This window comes from Coleofasciculus sp. H7-2 (assembly GCF_042747725.1).
GTDB lineage: Bacteria > Cyanobacteriota > Cyanobacteriia > Cyanobacteriales > FACHB-T130 > FACHB-T130.
This window is the reverse complement of record NZ_JBHZGO010000033.1, coordinates 1-14,796: the sequence shown is the minus strand read 5'-3', so window position 1 is coordinate 14,796 and position 14,796 is coordinate 1. Positions and strand designations below refer to the sequence as shown.

Annotated in this window: 17 protein-coding genes; 7 read left to right on the top strand and 10 right to left on the bottom strand. The window is 46.1% G+C overall.

All coding sequences use genetic code 11. The features are described 5' to 3' along the window. Window positions 1–26: 26 nt before the first annotated feature. Together ACFW2W_RS08295 and speD are read right to left on the bottom strand one after the other, a co-directional pair. Window positions 27–1,517: an SET domain-containing protein-lysine N-methyltransferase gene (locus ACFW2W_RS08295; RefSeq protein ID WP_378175893.1), complete on the bottom strand. Its 1,491-nt coding sequence runs from the start codon at window positions 1,515–1,517 to the stop codon at window positions 27–29. Between the two features lie 58 nt (window positions 1,518–1,575). Further along, window positions 1,576–1,977, bottom strand: coding sequence for an adenosylmethionine decarboxylase (gene speD, locus ACFW2W_RS08290; protein ID WP_378175890.1), 402 nt, complete (start codon window positions 1,975–1,977; stop codon window positions 1,576–1,578). Window positions 1,978–2,667: 690 nt separating this feature from the next. On the opposite strand from speD, the gene ACFW2W_RS08285 reads away from it, so the two are divergent. Continuing rightward, window positions 2,668–4,947, top strand: coding sequence for an ATP-binding protein (locus tag ACFW2W_RS08285; RefSeq protein ID WP_378175887.1), 2,280 nt, complete (start codon window positions 2,668–2,670; stop codon window positions 4,945–4,947). A gap of 64 nt (window positions 4,948–5,011) precedes the next feature. After that, the gene (locus tag ACFW2W_RS08280) at window positions 5,012–5,230 is read left to right on the top strand and encodes a hypothetical protein (RefSeq protein ID WP_378175884.1); all 219 of its coding nucleotides are present in this window, start codon (window positions 5,012–5,014) and stop codon (window positions 5,228–5,230) included. Here the strand turns inward: ACFW2W_RS08280 and ACFW2W_RS08275 are convergent. Beyond that, window positions 5,227–5,802, bottom strand: coding sequence for a hypothetical protein (locus tag ACFW2W_RS08275; protein ID WP_378175881.1), 576 nt, complete (start codon window positions 5,800–5,802; stop codon window positions 5,227–5,229). The two genes, ACFW2W_RS08280 and ACFW2W_RS08275, sit on opposite strands and share 4 nt — an antisense overlap. A 56-nt stretch (window positions 5,803–5,858) precedes the next feature. On the opposite strand from ACFW2W_RS08275, the gene ACFW2W_RS08270 reads away from it, so the two are divergent. After that, the gene (locus ACFW2W_RS08270; protein ID WP_378175878.1) at window positions 5,859–6,014 is read left to right on the top strand and encodes a hypothetical protein; all 156 of its coding nucleotides are present in this window, start codon (window positions 5,859–5,861) and stop codon (window positions 6,012–6,014) included. Between the two features lie 19 nt (window positions 6,015–6,033). Here the strand turns inward: ACFW2W_RS08270 and ACFW2W_RS08265 are convergent, their stop codons facing one another. Then, a complete protein-coding gene (locus ACFW2W_RS08265) occupies window positions 6,034–6,813 on the bottom strand; it encodes a TetR family transcriptional regulator (protein WP_378175875.1) in 780 nt (259 codons plus the stop codon). 52 nt (window positions 6,814–6,865) lie between these two features. Between ACFW2W_RS08265 and ACFW2W_RS08260 the strand changes: the two genes are divergently transcribed. Then, window positions 6,866–7,858 (top strand): Rieske 2Fe-2S domain-containing protein, encoded by a 993-nt coding sequence (locus ACFW2W_RS08260; protein WP_378175872.1) that lies wholly within the window; start codon window positions 6,866–6,868, stop codon window positions 7,856–7,858. On the opposite strand, the gene ACFW2W_RS08255 is transcribed toward ACFW2W_RS08260, so the two are convergent. From ACFW2W_RS08255 to ACFW2W_RS08235, 5 genes are all read right to left on the bottom strand, one after another. Further along, window positions 7,816–8,070 carry a hypothetical protein gene (locus ACFW2W_RS08255; RefSeq protein ID WP_378175869.1) on the bottom strand — a complete coding sequence of 85 codons (255 nt, stop codon included), beginning with the start codon at window positions 8,068–8,070 and terminating at the stop codon, window positions 7,816–7,818. The genes ACFW2W_RS08260 and ACFW2W_RS08255 overlap by 43 nt on opposite strands. After that, entirely contained in the window at window positions 8,036–8,794 is a 759-nt protein-coding gene (locus ACFW2W_RS08250; RefSeq protein WP_378175866.1) for a GNAT family N-acetyltransferase, read from the bottom strand. The genes ACFW2W_RS08255 and ACFW2W_RS08250 overlap by 35 nt, the downstream gene beginning before the upstream one ends. Window positions 8,795–9,027: 233 nt before the next feature. Beyond that, window positions 9,028–9,588, bottom strand: a complete 561-nt coding sequence (locus ACFW2W_RS08245; protein WP_378175924.1) for a Uma2 family endonuclease — start codon at window positions 9,586–9,588, stop codon at window positions 9,028–9,030. A gap of 160 nt (window positions 9,589–9,748) precedes the next feature. Next, complete coding sequence (locus tag ACFW2W_RS08240; protein WP_378175863.1) at window positions 9,749–10,609, bottom strand: neutral zinc metallopeptidase; 861 nt, start codon at window positions 10,607–10,609, stop codon at window positions 9,749–9,751. Between the two features lie 491 nt (window positions 10,610–11,100). Beyond that, on the bottom strand, window positions 11,101–12,351 hold the full coding sequence (locus ACFW2W_RS08235) for a family 10 glycosylhydrolase (protein WP_378175860.1): 1,251 nt from the start codon (window positions 12,349–12,351) through the stop codon (window positions 11,101–11,103). 480 nt (window positions 12,352–12,831) lie between these two features. Between ACFW2W_RS08235 and ACFW2W_RS08230 the strand changes: the two genes are divergently transcribed. Then, complete coding sequence (locus ACFW2W_RS08230; RefSeq protein WP_378175857.1) at window positions 12,832–13,098, top strand: type II toxin-antitoxin system ParD family antitoxin; 267 nt, start codon at window positions 12,832–12,834, stop codon at window positions 13,096–13,098. Further along, window positions 13,095–13,394 (top strand): type II toxin-antitoxin system RelE/ParE family toxin, encoded by a 300-nt coding sequence (locus ACFW2W_RS08225; protein WP_378175854.1) that lies wholly within the window; start codon window positions 13,095–13,097, stop codon window positions 13,392–13,394. Before ACFW2W_RS08230 ends, ACFW2W_RS08225 begins: the two co-directional genes overlap by 4 nt. Before the next feature lie 448 nt (window positions 13,395–13,842). Here ACFW2W_RS08225 and ACFW2W_RS08220 read toward each other — a convergent pair whose 3' ends face one another. After that, window positions 13,843–14,061 (bottom strand): hypothetical protein, encoded by a 219-nt coding sequence (locus ACFW2W_RS08220; RefSeq protein WP_378175851.1) that lies wholly within the window; start codon window positions 14,059–14,061, stop codon window positions 13,843–13,845. 49 nt (window positions 14,062–14,110) lie between these two features. Here ACFW2W_RS08220 and ACFW2W_RS08215 point away from each other — a divergent pair, with 49 nt between their 5' ends. Beyond that, the gene (locus ACFW2W_RS08215; protein ID WP_378175848.1) at window positions 14,111–14,686 is read left to right on the top strand and encodes a DVUA0089 family protein; all 576 of its coding nucleotides are present in this window, start codon (window positions 14,111–14,113) and stop codon (window positions 14,684–14,686) included. Window positions 14,687–14,796 lie beyond the last annotated feature (110 nt).

The window sequence follows — 14,796 nt, the reverse complement described above, 5'->3', positions numbered from 1 at the left end:
CAGAATTTTGTTAGTCTAATTGACAACTATGAAGGCTGAGTGGAAGCTTCCAATACCCGTTGTGCAAGCATTTCTGTCTGCATTAGATTTAGGGAATAGGTGGAATTTTTTCCCGGTTTGCAACAAGATGCAAATTGAATGTCTCCGCGACATTTAGGAGATCCACACATACACTGAAATCCCTCCATATCTTCACCACAGAATGCAGCAAAGTCTACGGTCAATTCCTCACCCGCTTTGATATCCTGTAGCGCCATCAGATCGAGTCCTTGATACCCGGTGTTGGGGTCACAAGAGTGGTTTTGTAATATCCAGTTCCCTGGATTTGAGTCACGCAAAACCAGAATATCTTCACCTAAAGGATAAATATAACGCAACAGAGATGCTTGCTCTGCTTCAGTCCAGCGAGATTGAACGTGAGAACGGGTCACAATGCGCTGTGTTCTTGCTTCTCCTGGCACGATCGCATCGCCAGTTTTGAAATCCTGAGTCGCAAAAATGCCATAGGTTGCGATCGCGCTTTTGCCTACGCGATATTTCTTTTGACGGCGCTGGTGTCCGGTAATTCCCTCTGCAATTATCTGGTTAAAAAATCCAGCGTGACCTGCTGGATCAAACTTCAGAATATAATCTGCTACCGTTTCATAACCCTGAGTACCAAAAACAGCGCAAGGGGAATTAACTTCTAGGAAAAAGATTTCTCCATTCTCGTCAACTCTCAAGTCAATCGAAGCATAACCACCCTGATTCATTTCTAAAAATAGTCGTCTAGCCGCATCTCGCAAACTTAACTCAAGCTGCGGATCGTCACAAGGAACATACCATTCTGGGTGACTTTGACGGAGTTTTAGATCGTAGGCTGGAAAATGCTCATCTTTCGGCGGCACAAACTCGATCGGTTGATAGACAATAGGCGAACAAGCATCGTCTGGGTTAGCAACCAAAAGCACTGTGAACTCGCGTCCAGCGATGTACTCTTCAATCAGGATGGTGTCAAAGTCAGCAATTAGCTCAGTAGCTTTGCTTAACAGAGCCTCTTTTGTAGTTATATGCGATCGCGCATCAATTCCCAGACCATCTCCGGATGCTGCTGGTTTGACAAACAAAGGAAAATTTAGTTCGACAGCGGCATTCTCTACATCAGTCAGCGTTTGGGCAACCCAAAATGCTGGCGTATCAACTCCTGCAAAATAAGCAATATGCTTCATTTCCTGCTTAGGAGAATCATACAAAGTTGCGGCAGAACCTGTGTAGGGAAGGTTCAGAGCCTCCAATGCGCTCATTACTTCATGGCAAGAAGGAACATCCCAATGTCTATAACCTCGACAAAGATTGACAAAGATATCGTAACCCCCTTTCTTCAACTCTTTTAACTGACGATAGATTGTTGCTTTATTGAGGACTACAGACTCTACTTCGTCTTCTGGCTTTAGATTGGGGAAATAACTCAGTGAAGTGTATGGTTCAAAGTTTACCGTCGATTGAGAATAGTCAGGTTGCAGAACGCATACTTTCATGTTGGAAATCTCAGAGAGTTGTTTTAGTTGTGGAGTTCTAATTGGCGTTACTTGACTGCTAAGCTACACAGCGAAGCAAACAAGCTGAAGTGCTTGCTGAGACTTTTAAATTGCGACCTCGTGTAGCCTCAGCATAGGAAAACTGAGATGGCTCAAAGTGAAGCTTTAGATAGTCCATCAGGCGTAACACTTGAAGTGAACCATCGGAACAATGAAAGATATCAATTGAGGCATGACCTGTCTCAGGATAAGTATGGATAGAAACATGAGATTCACTAACGATCGCCACTGAAGTTACCCCAATTGGATAAAATTTATGACTGAATAGTTGCACTAATGTAAAGTCGGCTACTTTCAATCCTTCTCGCATCAGTTCTTCTATTTTGTCTACATCATTCAGAAGCTCTGTGTTACGGCAATCACTGAATTCAACAAGAAGGTGAGTTCCACAAAATTCCATACTTAGTTACCTACGACTTTGTTTTTATAACCCTGATTGAATCAGCCCCAAAATCCCCACCCGGCACTGAATAACCTTGAAGTACGTCTTCACTGAGGTCTAATGGCTGAAAGACTATCCAAAACTCCTGAAACCCTTGAAAAAACGTAGAGAATGGTAGAGCGTAAGCGAAACCCAACAAACTGCACCAGTGCTGGGGAACGTGAACTCAAAGGGAGCCTACACATCCGAGATTTGGATAGTCTTTCAGGGTCTAACGGTCTAGCGGCGTTATCAGTGCCAGCAGCAGAAAATCTTGTGAGCTTATTAATAGTCTTCCCAAATCAGCAACCAAATTCACAACAGCTCATCAATATTTCAATTTGTTAAGCTGCCAGCCCTGAATCCTCACCTTGACTTTGTTTGGGGAGAACGGTGTCTTTTTGCATTGCTGCATGATTAACTTGACAATGTTACTCAGCCCAATACATCTCGGTTAGTGATGTATTGCCCACGGAGAACCCCCTACCCCCCTTAAAAAGGGGGGGCTAAGTTCCCACTTTTTAAGCTCTGTTAGGGGGGATCGAGCCTTAACCGAAAAGTATTGCCACTCAGCCTAAATTTGAGCGATCTCTTCAAAAGCCGTTAGTAAATTAAGGTATCTGGGAACTCTAAGATTATGTACAACTTTTTGTTCTCTGAGTAACGCGAATGAATGCCAAACCTGGTTATCCTGCTAAGGCTACTCAACAGGTTCCCCTGCGGCTGATTCTTATAGTTCCCTTTGTATTACAAATATTTGCAGCGGTAGGGCTAGTTGGCTATCTCTCATTTATAAACGGACAGAAAGCGGTCAATGACCTTGCCAATCAACTGATTGACAAAGCCAGTCAACAGGTTGATGAACACCTGGATACTTATCTGGCACTACCACAGCAGTTGAACCAAATCAATGCAGATGCGATCGCTTCTGGACGATTAAATCTGAATGACCCCAAAGCTAGCGAACAGTATTTCTGGAGTCAAGCTAGAGCATTTGAAACGCTTAGCTATATTGGCTATGCTTTACCGAATGGTGGGGAATCAGGTGCTGGGCGTTGGGTCAATGGAGTCGATCTCCTGGTCTATGAAAATCTCCCTGGAGACGGTGTGGCATCGGATTACATCGCCGATCAACGGGGAAACCGGACAAGCCTTTTGCAGAGTTATCAGGCCGATCCTTTATCGCCACCAGGAGTGAAAGACATCATTAAAATAGGTAAGCCAGCCTGGGCTGCTATCTACACATACGCATTTGAGAACACGGTACAGATTACTGAAGCAGGCAAGGCAATACAAAGCCAAAGCGGCACTTCTGATATTGGCCTTAATTACTATGTGGCAGTCCCCGCTAGATATCCAGTTTATGACCAGAAGGGTAATCTGTTGGGTCTTCTGATGGTAGATTTGCTGCTAACGAATGTGAGTAAATTCTTGGGCAACCTGAAAGTTAGCCGTTCCGGACAAGTTTTTATCATGGAACGCGATGGCTTGCTGATTGGCAGTTCCAGCACTCAATCAGTCGTACACAAAGTCAATGGTGAGACAAAACGCCTGAATGCCCTAGAAAGCCCAGATCCGTTGATTCGCGCCGTGGCAGCCAAATTAAAACAACAATTCCAGAATTTCACCACCCTTCAAAATACTCAAGAACTTGAGGTGATATTCAACGGACAGCATCAGTTTATTCAGGTCACTCCCTGGCGCGATCGCTTTGGGTTAGACTGGCTGGTGGTGGTCACCGTGCCGGAATCTGATTTCAATTCCCAAATTAACGCCAACACTCGCACAACTATCGTCCTGTGTCTGGGAGCATTGGCAGTGGCAACGATCTTGGGAATTTACACATCCCGCTGGATTACTCGCCCCATCTTAAAGTTGAGTTTGGCATCCGAAGCGATCGCCACTGGACAGTTAGACCAAACGATTGCAACTACCAACATCAAAGAGTTAGATGCGGTGGCACACTCCTTTAACCACATGGCTTCTCAGTTACAAGATTCCTTTAACGAACTGGCACAGACTAACGCCGAATTGGAAAATCGAGTCGAAGCTCGTACTGCAGAACTCTCACAAACCCTGGTTGATTTGCGGCGCACTCAAGCACAAGTGATTCAGACCGAAAAAATGTCCAGTTTGGGACAATTGGTTGCTGGAGTAGCGCATGAAATTAATAATCCAGTCAACTTTATTCATGGCAATGTCACCTTTGTCGATGAATATGCTCAGAATCTTCTAGAGTTAGTGCAACTCTACCAGCATGAATATCCCCTTCCCACATCTGCAATTCAAGCCAAAATTGTTGATATGGATTTAGAGTTTATCAACCAAGATATGTTGAAGTTACTCTCATCCATGAAATTGGGGACTGAACGGATTCGAGAAATTGTTAAATCACTAAGGACGTTCTCTCGATTGGATGAAGCGGACATGAAGGAGGTGGATATCCATGAAGGAATTGAAAGTACGTTGCTGATCTTGCAACATCGCCTGAAACCCAAACCAGACCGCCCAGAGATCGCAGTGATTCGAGATTATGGCAATTTGCCTCCTGTGGAGTGTTATCCTGGACAACTCAACCAAGTCTTGATGAATATTGTGGTAAATGCGATTGATGCACTGGAAGAAGCCAAAGCCGAGTGGACGTATCAGGAGAGAAAGGACAATCCTGGTCAAATTACTATTTCCACTTCAGTGATTGATTCGCAATGGGTGCAAATAGCGATCGCAGATAACGGTCCTGGTATTCCCAGCCACATTCAGCAACGGATATTCAATCCCTTCTTCACAACTAAGCAGATTGGGAAAGGAACGGGGATGGGGATGTCCATCAGCTATCAAATTGTCACGGAAAAGCATGGCGGCAAATTGGAATGTTTCTCCACTCCTGGTGAGGGAACCGAGTTTGCGATAAATATTCCCATTCGTCAACAAGTCAGCGCTGCTATCTAATGGCAAAGGTCAGCGGACGCGAGACGAAGTAAGCAAGCTCACTAATTACTTAAGCAGTATAACTATGTCAGGACTTACGCAACATCAGTACATAGTAAGGGCAACCACCGGGGGATTGAACCCGAAAAAACGCTATATGTATAAGCTTTGCGTAAGTCCTGTATGTATGAATGCCAGTGCGATAGCGAAGCGCCGACCTGTCGGTTCGCTCTGGCTTCATCAAGAAGGCGATCGCTCGCGAAGAGCTGTTGCTGCACGCACTTGTGTACTTCCCAACTTCTAGTCGGGTAATGCGAGTCCGGTTCGAGGATCGCGGATATAAAGCCCTAGAACTAGCGAATCCATAACTGTATCCCATACGGGAATCATCCGCTCCGCATCGTCCACCCAGTAGTCAAAAGTAATCAGACACTGAACACCAGAACCTAGCCCAATACAGATTCGGGAATAAGCTTCGCGGTTTTCTTCAGGGTCAATAAATTTGAATTGAGTCCAAACGATGCGGGCAGTTTGGCGCTTGAGCTGAATAATTTCCCCTGGCGCGATCGCCTGACGCTCATCATCTTTAACCACCTTCTTTAATAGCGGAACCAGCGGGAAATCTGCCCAATTACCAGGGGGCAGTAAATTAAAGGAAGCTTCTAAGCGAGCATCATCGTTGGGTGGCATTTTGTCTAAAAACCGGAATGACTTCTCATCCGGTTCAAAATGCCAATCTTGGGGGACATCGAAGCGCAACGCTCCTCGTCCTGCTACGAAGATCCGATTTCCTGGCTTTGATTTCCAGTTGTGGTCTTCTTTTAGCTCTAGGGTTTCCTTGAGCCATTGGAGATTGTGCTTTTTGCTCTTAGACATAGCCGCTCCAGAATTGACCTCCCTTTTATTTTGCCGTAGGTTGGGTTTAACTGTAGATGTTTGTTGGCGAGAGCGCTGATATTGATGCAGAGTTTATCACTCATCAACTTACTCTAAGCTATCCAAAGACCTGCTCAACGGTGAATAAAGAGAGCGATCGCGCTTTGGGGATTGCGATCGCTCTTTTTGGTGTGTGGCGTAAAGGCGATTGATACTGTTACCGAACGGTGGTTATAACTGGCGGGAATTCTCCACAAACTGTCTCGCACAGTCCTTACAGCGATAGCACTGCTTCCCCCTTCGATACCCGTTTTTAGATAACTGCTCCGATTGACAATGCGGACATTTCATTACTTTCATTACATCGCCCAACCGCTTGTCACCTACATACGGCTCTAAATATGACACTAACAAGTCCTCAATCTGCTGCACCAACTGTTGACGATGCTGTTGCTCTGGGTTGCGAAGTGCCGACAGAATGACAGCATTACTGCTGTGAACGCAAACCTCTGCCAATAGACTACATTGCGCCTTACTCAATGCCGAATTTCTTTGCTTTAAGAGACCAGCCATAAAGTCAATTGCTTCTTGGGTCATGCTTTCATCGATCGACTGGAAAATCTCGCGGGATATAAAAAACTGCACAAACACCACCCGTGACACAGGTTGTTCAAACATCTGTGCGACAGCGCTGACCAATCCATGAATCATGTGTCGGAGTGGTAATCGAACCATCTCTGGAGTATCTGCCCTCGACCACAAGGTCTTAACCCGCTCGATATGGCGTAATTCCATCGCATTAAAAATGGCAGCTTTATCGGGGAAAAACTGATACACAGACCCAATCGCCGTCCCCGCTTTGGCTGCAATCAGATGGGTGGTTGCAGCTTCATAGCCCACCTCGTCAAACACTGCCGCCGCTGCATCCAAGATTTTTTCGACCCGTTCTTTACCTCGCTGCTGTTTGGGTTGACGGCGCAGACTTCTTGACGAATGTGAATCTTCTGTCATATTCTGAAAACACGACGGATTTCTCACAATTTTATCTCTAGCGGAGAACATTATGCAGTCTATGCTTTTCGGTGCGCCCTGGTTGTTGGCGCACAAGTCGATGTTGGTAGTAAACCAACCTCGGAAAATTTCTCTGTATGGTAATGATTATGTAATGTGGAAAGACGCTGCTGGAGCAATCCATGCCTTGCCAAATGCCTGTCCTCACATGGGAGCAATGTTGTCAGAAGGATGGTGCGAAGCACATATTGATGGGACGAGTACTGTCGTCTGCCCGTTTCATGCCTTGCCGTTTGATTCAGAAGGATGTACCGTTTTGCCGGGATTGGGGAAGAAAACATTGCCTCAACTGAAACCTTTAGAGTTAACAATTCAAGGAAATTTCATCTGGTCTTACGGTGGATACGAGCCGAAAGTGCCGATTCCTATAGTGCTGAATGACATTGCAGACACCTACTACTTTGTCGGGCATACCGCAGATATAAGTGTAGAGACTGATTTGCTCACCATGTTGCTGAATATGCACGACTATAATCACCAAAACGGCACTCACCGGGAATTGTTCCGGATTACCAATGTGGAATTTCATCAATTCATTGACAATGGGCATCATTCCCATGCGTTTTATGATATGCCTACCGCCCCTTACAGCTTGGCAGAAAAGCTGAGAAAACTCGATTTATTCCTACTCCCGACAACCCTCAAAGCCCACCTGGAAAACTACTTCCCATTTCTTGTGATTTTTCATGGTGAAATGCCATTAGGTAAAGTAGCCCAGTGTCACATCTTTGTCCCAGAAGCCGAGAACCGCACAAGGACTTACATTTTGTTATTTGGTCAAGCCACGCACCCTGCCTTTAAGCTATTTGGCAGGACATATCTCAAGTTTGGCAAGGTGGTAGTTGATCAAGATGCTGATATTTTGGGTAAAATTTATCCGAATACGCCTCAGAAAATTAAACTCAATAATGAGGTGGGTATGGACTGGGTGCGGCGCAATTTTCAAAACTTCCCAAATGTTGTGGAACCTAATCTTTCAAAGTAGACGGCGCATACTTCTTCAGTATTATGGTAGCTGTTCGTTTCAGCATCACCGCATTGCGATCGCAAGCCCAAGTGAAGACGCGATCGCTTCTTGTCAGCTACGCGATCGCAACCATGAATAAGAGATTGCGATCGCGCTTTGGAGATTGCGATCGCCTCCCGACACGAACGGCGGTATCTAGGCTGGCAAATGCGAGATATGTAGAATCTCACCGACCGCCTGAAAGCCTGCACGAGCGTAGATCCGTGCTTCCGCTTCATGGGCAGCCATTAAGAAGGGTACAGAGATACCCGCAGCGAAGGCTTCCTGTACCAATCGAGTTGTGAGCGCTCCTGCCACACCTCGACGGCGGAAGGCAGCACGTACACCAATACCTGCAATCTCTGTCGTTTGATCGCTCGGTACAGAACATATACCCGCCCCGATAGGCTCACCCGTTGCCGCAATCTTAGCGAGGACAGCGATTCCACCTGCTGCAAGATTGTTTCGGAGACGGGTGACAGCTGCGGGGTCTGGTGTAAAATCACCGTAAGCTTCTTGCTGAACTGTGACGATGGAAAGCAAGTCGGCATCAGAGGCGGGCAAAACCAACTCAATACCTGGAGGTATGGGAAGGATCTGTTCTGATCCAGGAGCGCACGTCATCAGTGGCAGATGACCCTCAACGCGAAAACCAAAATCGATCAGTGTCCTTTCGACAGCAGGCGCTAACTGCGCGATATACTCCAAGCGCGGCTTCCGCAAACGTTTTTCATAAGCGGCGATGAGGGCAGTCACGTCTGCGGGTGACGGTGTAGCATGGTCATCGGGAATGGCATAGTTGAGAAAAGGATTGTCATTGGAAGGGGTGAAGGTGGCGAGAAACGAACCTATGCGCTCTGTGTCGCGTTGGTGGTTCGCTGCAACTCGTAGATATGATTGAATGCGCGAGTTCATAAAACTGCCTTTATTACGGAGTGTATGGCAAGGGTTTAGGACTTTAACTTAAGACTGAAAAACTTTGAAAGGCTGCCTCCGCCGACTATTTAAGCAGCATAACTCTTAATTTATACCGCACTGGTGGTACAGATTCTTTGTAAGTGTAAATTACTGCTCTAAATAGCCCAAGTGAAAATGCGATCGCGCTTATGTATAGTGTCAAGTGAGTATGATGCAGAGTTCAGTACCAATCAACCGACCCTAAGCCATCCAAAGACTCGATCGACGGTTAAATCCAAGGTGAGGAATTTTGGGATTGGTAGGCGATCGCTACCAGTTAACTCCACTGGTTCTTGTCCTGGTATAAATGCCAAAATTAACCGCTCATCTGGATCGATTAACCATCCAAGCCCAGTGCCATATTTCAGGCAGTGCAAAATGTTACTAATGACTTTAGTTGCTCTCTGTTCGGGTGAGAGAATTTCTACCGTCCAATCCGGGTAAATTGCAAAAGCATTCGGTACTTCGCTATCCGCTTCAAAAGGAATTCGTTCCCAAAGGAATACAGAAGCATCGGGAACGATCGAGCGCCCACCAAATGTACAGCGTAATTCTGGAAACGCTAAGGCAATTCGTGGAGTTTCTGCAACTTGATTGACAGCATCACAAAATTTAAGTTGCAGGCGAGAGTGTTTGCCTTGAGGCATCGGTTTTTGGTGAATTCGACCGCCAATAAATTCACTGGCAGGCTTAGTTTCTGGCAGTTTCAGGAATTCTTCGAGGGTAAGGGATGAAGGAATCGCTGTTGTCATCACCTTGAGTTCGGTATCATTGCCACTATGACAGAATTTTATCGTCTTTGCCATCGATAAGCTCCACACAGAAGCGCGATCGCAACCATGAATAAAACAAGCGATCGCGCTTTGGAGATTGCGATCGCTTCCTACTTAAAATTCAGACACCAGATAATGTTTAAGGATTTGCTGCAAAGGTGTTGCATTGTGCAGGTTCGCCTGTCTGAATACCCCGCTTGAACCAGCGGACTCGCTGCGCTGAACTACCGTGAGTAAAAGAATCCGGGACAACACGTCCTGTGGACTGACTTTGCAAGCGATCGTCTCCAATACTGCTAGCAGCATTCAGCGCCTCTTCAACGTCGCCTGCTTCCAGAATTTGCCGAGAACGATTCGCATGGTTTGCCCAGATACCAGCAAAACAGTCTGCTTGTAACTCTAACCTGACTGAAAGTTGATTCGCTTCGGCGCGACCAACTTGACGCTGTAATGTACGAACTTTATCAGAAATGCCCATTAAATTCTGGACATGATGCCCAACCTCGTGAGCAATTACATACGCTTGGGCAAAGTCTCCTGGTGCGTTGAGCTTATACTTCAAATCCCGATAAAAACTTAAGTCAATGTAGACTTTTTGATCGGCGGGGCAATAAAACGGCCCAACTGCCGCTCGTGCATAACCACAAGCCGACTCTACCGCATTTGAGAAGAGAACTAACTTAGGCTCGACATAGTTCTCTCCCCTTTGGCGAAACAGAGTACCCCATGTATCTTCCGTATCCGCCAAGACAACGGAAACGAAATCAGTCATGCGATCGCTTGCAGCAGATGATTGTGTTCCAGGAGACTCCGTGGAGTTGCGATCGCTCGGCGCTTGTTCTTGTCCTTGCTGCAACACCGCACCAGGATCGCCGCCTAAGAGGGCAACAATCACCGCCAGAACGATTGTGCCAATGCCACCCCCTACCAAAGGACCAGAAACCCCACCACCGCGCCTGTCCTCAACGTTGCTGCTTTTCCGACCGAATTCCCAGCGCATAGCTTCAAGTCTCCAAACTACTCAACCCAGCAGAAGTAAGTAAGGTGTTATTTCACCTAACCCAGACTTTCCACAACCCACTACAAATATTAGCGATCGCCTTCATCTAGATCCTCTACCAGAGGGACGGCTCTAATTGATAAATAGTCTTACTTAGGGAAGGCTAGATCGGGAGCATCCCAATGAAAGTAAAAATGTCCGACGACTCGCATTCGCGGCTAAACAAACAAAGCCTGCTCTCATCAGGCTTCGTTCTTCTAGCCCCAGGCTTCTAGCCTGTGGGCGTATATTTCCTGTCATCGGGATGCTCCCGGCTAGATCGGGGTCAAAGAGTAGATAAATACTTTAGAATCTTCTGTGCCAAGTAACCCTGTTTGCACCCTAACCTGAGAACTCCGGAAACCAATAGGAACGTAGATTAAATAACTTACACTCATTCACGTTCTGTAGGGGCTTTTTCTGTGCCATGCCCCTACGCAAAAAATGGGAGGTTATCTAATCGCAAAGCGGGAAGCCGGGAAGTTGAAGAGACTTTGAAAATTAGATTGCCGTTCCGCTATGGTTTCTGGTGCATCGTCCCAAAGGCTTTCATAATAGAAGAAAGTTACACCCAAGCCGCGATCGCGAGCTGCCCGCACTTTGGCTTGAATCAGTTTAATCGAAACCGGCTTATTTCTTAAGCCTGTAAGGACACCAACTCCGGTGGGAATTTTTTGTTGCACTTCTTGAATTTCCGGGCGGGTGAGCTGAGCGAGAAAACTTTGCAGATTGGGACGATAAACTTGCACGATTAACTCGTCCACAATATCTTGTCGCACCCAAGTAAGCCAATCTTGCAGATAAGTATTGTAAGCAGTGACGTAAGGATTAGGAGCAACAGAGAAAATTGCGTTGGCTTTCCTCTGTTTTACAGCTTTGTTGAGTTGTGTCATGAATGCCGTGATTTTATCTGCACGCCATAGCACCCATGCAGGATCTTGGGGATTGGAAGGTGCATTTTTCTTAGTTTCCTGTTTGTACAAGGCAAGCGTGTAGCGATCGTAGCCAAATTCATTGGGCAAACTGGTGTGATCGTCAAACTGAATGCCATCGGCATCATATTTAGTGACGATTTCCAGCACCAACTCGGTGATGAACTGCTGCACCTCTGGATGGAAAGGATTGAGCCACACAACCTCACCAGCAGCGCCAATCCAAGTTTGGCTACCATCCCGCCGTTGCGTAATCCAATTAGGATGATTTGATGTCAGTTCCGATATCGGGGGAGCCATGAAACCGAACTCAAACCAGGGAATCACTAGCAAGCCTTGGCGATGGGCTTGGGTAATCAGGTCAGCGATGATATCTTGTCCCTGTAAGCCTTTACGGGCAGAAGATTGAATGTCTTCCCGTTGTGCTACGGCACTCTCGTAGAGCGCATAGCCAGAATTCCACACTACAGGATAGATCGTGTTGAAGTTTAGCTGCGCCAGTTGACTCACAGCATTTTGCAGTTTGGGGCGATCTCTGAGGATGTCAATGTCATTATTGGTCATCCAAACGCCGCGAATTTCTTGAAAACGTTTCTGAGGGGTGGCTTCTGGGATTGGGCTTTGCTCGATCGCTTCTGGTGGCATTGCGCTTTGCGCGATCGCCCAGATAGGGTTGCCAGCCAGCAATACTGTGATGAATGATGCCAGAAACAGTAACAAGAGATACTTGAGCGATCGCCACCAACCTCTAGGAATAAAATGCAATTTCATAAGCTTTAATGATAAGTTAGCTTGAGCGATCGCTCAAGCTAGGTGATGGAATTAACGATTAATAGTCTACAGGTATTTATATCTACTGAAAAATTGATTGTTAACAGGAATCATTCAATCAGTAATCTTGAATTGTTGTATTAGAAAAGCTGAGGCATCAGGGTATTGTAAGTAGAATCACGGTCTGCAATCTCTCAAAAATTATTAGCGATCGCCTTCATCTAAATCCTTTCCCAGAGGCGGTTGGAGCTATCGTTTTTGTGACAATTCGCTATCGCACCTGCTGTTCACCTCACCCTTGCCTCACACGATACCGCTAGAAAGGCGAGTGAGGGTTTATGTGCGAACTGACTTTTTCTGCGCTTCGCTATCGCCCTTTGGAACAGTTCGCAAGAGCGCGAACTGACAAGTCAGCGCAACGCGCGATCGCAAGCAATCATGTTCGACTTAAAATGGTGGATAGCTTGATAGAGGTTTTTTATGAGCATCAGCCTCACACCCAACCAAGAGCGCTTTATTCAAACCAAGCTTCAAGCTGGAAAATACCACTCAGCAGAAGAAGTTCTTGAAGTTGCCCTACGCTTGCTCGATGAGTACGATCGCGCTGAAACTGAATGGGTGGAAGATGTGCGAGAAAAAATTGACGCGGCAATTTCGGCATCAGACCAGACACCACCGATTGACGGTGAAACTTTTGTAAACCAAATTCTAGAACGGTTTCAACAAGCTCGTCAGGCACAAGAATGAGTCGCTACGTTATCAATATCCTCGCTAGTCGCGATCTCAATGAGATTGCCGACTACTTTGCCGACACTAGCATTGAAGCGGGTGAGCAATTTTTCCGGGAATTCAACCGTAAGTGTCAACAATTAGTTTCTTTCCCAAACAGTGGTAAAAGCTACGCAAAAGTACGCGCTGACTTACGAGGATTGCCTCTTGAAGGCTATATCATTTTCTACAGAGTTTTGGATGACGGCGTTGAAATTTTGCGTGTTGTGAGTGGTCGTCGCAACTTCCCATCTCTTTTTGAAGAGTCCAATTAAAACACTCTCTCCAATAGCTGTAAAGGTAGCTGATGATAAACCTTGTTGCAGACGCGAACTGACTTGTCAGAGCTTCGCTATCGCACCTGCTGTTCACCTCACCCTTGCCTCACACGATACAGCAGTAAAGTTGAGGAAGGCTTTGTGAGCGAACTGACTTTTTCTGCGCTTTGCTATCGCACTCTGCGTACCAACAAGTGCGAACTGACTTTTTCTGCGCTTCGCTATCGCCTTCAAAAACCCAGTTTTGACTGAAACTTTACATAAACTTCAGATTATCTCTGGTCAAACTCCTAAGTATTGGCACGGATAAAAGCCTTGTAGAGATTGCGATTGGGTTAAATAATTCGCGTGTTTATACTCAAAACATCTATCCAAAGTATGTAATTTTTTGGTAAAGATGAGCGAAAAGCATTGCGGCGGTTAGGGAAAGTACGGCATAGTTTACTCAGTCAGCAATCAAGCAAAAACTCAACATTAAAGAGCAAGCTAAAGCTCTACTCAAATAATTTGCATCTGCTATAGATAAGAGAATTCTGGCGATAGCGAAGCGCCGACCTGTCGGTTCGCCCTTACTCTTCAAGAACTTTTTGGGGTTAAGGGAAGGATTCGCTTGGGTTGCTGCAAGTGGCGTGAAGCGATAGCGCAGCGCACCAGTAAATTTCACAATCACTATCCACACACTCAACATTCACTTTTTTGGAGTAACGAATTTTATGACCACCTCAACTTTGCTGAAGAAATTATCGATAGCTACCGCCGGAGCAGCACTTCTCTTGGGAATAGGGGGAACGGCACAGGCTGCCACTTTTACTGAATCTGGTGATGCAGGTCAGACTTTAAATACTGCCCAAAACGTTGGCGGTGGCATTGATGTTATCCAAGGAACTATCTCTCCACGCAATGATGCCGACCTTTTCTCTTTCTCTTGGGGTGGTGGGTTATTCAACGCTACAACAGTTGGTGGTGCAAACTTCGATACCATACTGCAACTGTTTGATTTTTCAGGCACGCTACTCGCTCAGAACGACGATTCTCAGCTTACGCTGGGATCCACTCTTAACGAGTTTCTGGATGCCGGTAACTACTTTTTAGGAATTTCATCCTTTGCCAACTTTGCCACCTCCGGCCCTATTTATGGCAGTGTGGGGGTGGGGAGTAGCTCTGGCAGTTACTCTATCAGCCTGAACCAGCCGACTAGCTCTGTCCCTGAACCTGGTTCTGTGTTGGGTCTATTAGCGCTTGGTGGTTTAGGTGCTGGTTCTGTATTAAAGCGGGCGTTGCTGAATTAGGGTATGATGCGAGCGAGAATGCGAGAGGGGAGCCGAAAATGATTTCTTTGATTTTGATAGGGAATTGGAACATCTCCAAATCTGAGATAATGAATTAGTAATCGAATTGA

Bases quoted from the DNA above. Each gene is read 5' to 3' on its own strand.
- ACFW2W_RS08265 (WP_378175875.1), bottom strand. From the start codon at position 6,813: ATGACAGAAGATTCACATTCGTCAAGAAGTCTGCGCCGTCAACCCAAA.
- ACFW2W_RS08270 (WP_378175878.1), top strand. From the start codon at position 5,859: ATGTTTGTTGGCGAGAGCGCTGATATTGATGCAGAGTTTATCACTCAT.
- ACFW2W_RS08240 (WP_378175863.1), bottom strand. From the start codon at position 10,609: ATGCGCTGGGAATTCGGTCGGAAAAGCAGCAACGTTGAGGACAGGCGC.
- ACFW2W_RS08215 (WP_378175848.1), top strand. From the start codon at position 14,111: ATGACCACCTCAACTTTGCTGAAGAAATTATCGATAGCTACCGCCGGA.
- ACFW2W_RS08280 (WP_378175884.1), top strand. From the start codon at position 5,012: ATGTCAGGACTTACGCAACATCAGTACATAGTAAGGGCAACCACCGGG.
- ACFW2W_RS08250 (WP_378175866.1), bottom strand. From the start codon at position 8,794: ATGAACTCGCGCATTCAATCATATCTACGAGTTGCAGCGAACCACCAA.
- ACFW2W_RS08295 (WP_378175893.1), bottom strand. From the start codon at position 1,517: ATGAAAGTATGCGTTCTGCAACCTGACTATTCTCAATCGACGGTAAAC.
- ACFW2W_RS08285 (WP_378175887.1), top strand. From the start codon at position 2,668: ATGAATGCCAAACCTGGTTATCCTGCTAAGGCTACTCAACAGGTTCCC.
- ACFW2W_RS08275 (WP_378175881.1), bottom strand. From the start codon at position 5,802: ATGTCTAAGAGCAAAAAGCACAATCTCCAATGGCTCAAGGAAACCCTA.
- ACFW2W_RS08245 (WP_378175924.1), bottom strand. From the start codon at position 9,588: ATGACAACAGCGATTCCTTCATCCCTTACCCTCGAAGAATTCCTGAAA.
- ACFW2W_RS08230 (WP_378175857.1), top strand. From the start codon at position 12,832: ATGAGCATCAGCCTCACACCCAACCAAGAGCGCTTTATTCAAACCAAG.
- ACFW2W_RS08225 (WP_378175854.1), top strand. From the start codon at position 13,095: ATGAGTCGCTACGTTATCAATATCCTCGCTAGTCGCGATCTCAATGAG.
- speD (WP_378175890.1), bottom strand. From the start codon at position 1,977: ATGGAATTTTGTGGAACTCACCTTCTTGTTGAATTCAGTGATTGCCGT.
- ACFW2W_RS08235 (WP_378175860.1), bottom strand. From the start codon at position 12,351: ATGAAATTGCATTTTATTCCTAGAGGTTGGTGGCGATCGCTCAAGTAT.
- ACFW2W_RS08260 (WP_378175872.1), top strand. From the start codon at position 6,866: ATGCAGTCTATGCTTTTCGGTGCGCCCTGGTTGTTGGCGCACAAGTCG.